2 protein-coding genes are annotated in these 3,117 nt (G+C 40.0%); both read left to right on the forward strand.

Going from position 1 to position 3,117, the window contains the following annotated elements; all coding sequences use genetic code 11:
* Positions 1–2,103 (forward strand): Ig-like domain-containing protein (locus DW025_RS14635; RefSeq protein WP_120000513.1); only part of this gene is annotated, 2,103 nt, incomplete at its 5' end.
* A gap of 123 nt (positions 2,104–2,226) precedes the next feature.
* Positions 2,227–2,850, forward strand: coding sequence for a hypothetical protein (locus tag DW025_RS14640; protein WP_055224731.1), 624 nt, complete (start codon positions 2,227–2,229; stop codon positions 2,848–2,850).
* Positions 2,851–3,117: the final 267 nt, after the last annotated feature.

Here is a 3,117-nt window from a genome sequence, read left to right on the forward strand (position 1 = left end):
TCTGCGTTGACGATCAAGAAGGGCAGGTCGGCAGTGATAAAGGCGACAGTAGGACCTAACACAACCAGCAATAAGAAGGTTATCTGGAAGAGTAGCAATTCCAAGATCGCAAAGGTAAGTGCTACAGGCAGGGTCACAGCGGTAAAAGGCGGAAAAGTGACTATCACAGCAGTGGCTGCTGACGGTTCAGGAAAGAAAGCAGTCTGCAAGGTAACAGTAAAGGCACCGATAACATCATTAAAATTCAGCAAAATAAGTGGAAGGCTGTATGTAGGCAAAACGATGCAGCTCAGCCCAGTTATAAAGCCGACAGATGCAACCAATAAGAAATGTGCATGGAGTTCTTCAAATGATAAGGTAGCCATGGTAAATTCTGAAGGAAAAGTATATGCGGTTGCTGCAGGAACAGCAGTGATAACAGCAAAGGCTACAGATGGCACAGGTAAGAAGGCGACATACAAAGTCACAGTTACGAAAGCGAACACCATAGCATCTGCAACTGTCAGTGACCCACAAACTGTGCAGGTTACATTATCGGGAAGTCAGAAACTTCCGGCTTCCAGTTTTGTTGTAAAGGCGAGCACGGTACTGAATGGAACATATAACTATACCATTCCATTGGACGGCGTGACGACAAAGGACAATAAAACCTACACCATAGCGCTGAGAAGAGGATGCTCATTAAGCGATTATGTGAGAGTCTGTGTCTATGTAGATGGACTGTATGGCACAGGTAAGTCAAGTATTGAGACATATTATTCCAAGGATCATTCAAATAGAAGGGTTTATATGACTTATGAACTTGAACAGAATGAGTCATTCAGCAGAGAATTTACAGTGGATCGCGCAAGAGGAATATGTAAAATTACTGTAGACAAGCTCCCTGATGGTGTGAAATATGCAATAAAAACGGATGGAAGTAACGCGATCAGTTTCAGTGGAACAGTGAGAAAGACAGGAACAACGAAAACAACAATTAAGTCTGTTGATGAGCTGGGGGATATAGTTACATACATAATCACATGGAATGTCAGCAGTTCGTCGGTGATCGCGGCGTATTATATACCTCAATACGGCATGATAGGCACGGATGATAAATATTATTCAGTAAGTGTGAAGCCTGCATCTGTCGCAGGCGGTTCAGGGAAATACACTTATAGCATAGACGGGGATGACTATGGCTTGAGTGTTGATATAACAGGAAGGGTCACAGGAAAAATTTATCAGGAGGGAACATATAACCTGAAGGTAAAGATAACGGATGACAACGATACGAAGATCAGCACCACAGTTAACTGTGAGATAAATGCTAAAAAGGCAATCAAGGTTGAGGGGTATGTCAAGGATATAAATGGAAATAACCTGAACGGGGTATCGATCAAGTTCTACAATCAGGATAAAGCAACTCCTTATAAGCTTGCGTGGAATGGTGCTACATCAAGAAATGATGGCTCATATTCGATGGATCTGTTCCCTGGTACATACGAAGTGGTAATATCCATAAGAGATGACAGCACATATCTGTATAATCAGAAATTTGACAAGTCTGAGACTGGCAGAAACTTTGTATCAGATGTATTAAAACTTACTGTAAATCCTGACAATGCCAAGTATTCTGTTGATGATATCGGAGTATGGTATGATGAATATGACAGACAATGCGGTACAAATGGGTATGTTTATCTTGTCCCAGGAACATCATATACACTTAAGGCCAAAGGAATGGGTAAGCGGGGAGTGATAACTGCAAAGGTAGACAGAAAGGCAGTTTCAGTCACAGCAAAAATGTCTGAGGATGTGATCGAGATTGGCGATAAAACCTCATTTTATGCAGAAAAAGAAGAGTTATACAAATTTGTTCCAAAAACCACGGGCACATATTACTTCTATTCAATTTCGACAGGAGATCCGTATGGATATCTGTATGATGAGAACAGAAAAATTCTGGCAGCAGTGGATGATGTAAAGCACGACCTGTCAACTAATAAAAATGATTTTTGCATGAGTTATAAATGTGTTGCGGGCAAGACATATTATATATCCGTAATCAGATCCGCATGTGATGTATATATATCGACTACTAATCCGAAATCGGGTAATTAACTTTTGTGGTGATAATGTCAATATACAGTTTGTATATATATTGGAAAGTGATATAATAAGTAATATGATAGCTGTAGTTGCGTAGACGGGATATGCACATATTATAGTGAGGAGGATCATATTATGAACAAACTAATGAGAAAAGTAGTCGTGTTAATGGTTGCATTTTCCATGTTGTTTGCCGGGGCTTTTGCATCTGGCTCGACGGAGGTTCAGGCGGCCACAACTCCTGCAAAGGTGACAATAAAGAGCGCAAAGGCAAATTACTGGCATGATGAGATATTTGTGTCATGGAAGAGTGTGAAAAACGCCACAGGTTACCAGGTGGCATTTAGAAAGACGAACAGTTCTGTATACAGAAAGGTTTCGGTAAGGGGAAAAACATCAAGAACACTTCTGCTTGACACTTACAGGACATCGTACACCATAAAAGTCAGAGCGTTCAGACAGGTCAGGGTAAAAGGAAAAGTAAAAACCTATTATGGCAAATGGTCAAATATAAAGGTTGTAAAACAGAAATATACACCACCAAAGAACAACACAAGTTCCGACAGTTCTGGAAATTCCGGAAGTGGAAATGGTTCACAGGGATCGATTGGAACAGGTTCTGGAAATGATGTATGGATACCGAGAACAGGAAAGAAGTACCACAGCAGATCGACATGTAGTGGCATGAACGGACCGACAAAGGTATCAAAGAGTTATGCAGAGAGCATGGGATATACTCCTTGTAAAAAGTGTTATTAAGTATATTTATATTTAATTAGAATATTAAGAACTGGCGAAAAGCTGAGTATACGATAAGTAGATTGTATACCCGGCTTTTCGCCTTTTTATACAAAATAATAGGGAATTTTGCGAGATTGACAAAAAAATGCGCATAATTCATAATTGTGATATGGTGTATTAAAAAGGAAAGGTTATGTTTTAAGGAAAAAGGAGGAACTTTATGAAAAGAAGTAACAGGTTTATGGCGGTCATTGCGGTGATCCTTGCATTTGCATTGACATTTAC

Origin of the sequence: Coprococcus sp. AF38-1 (assembly GCF_003603945.1) — a bacterium.
Classification (GTDB): domain Bacteria; phylum Bacillota; class Clostridia; order Lachnospirales; family Lachnospiraceae; genus Coprococcus; species Coprococcus aceti.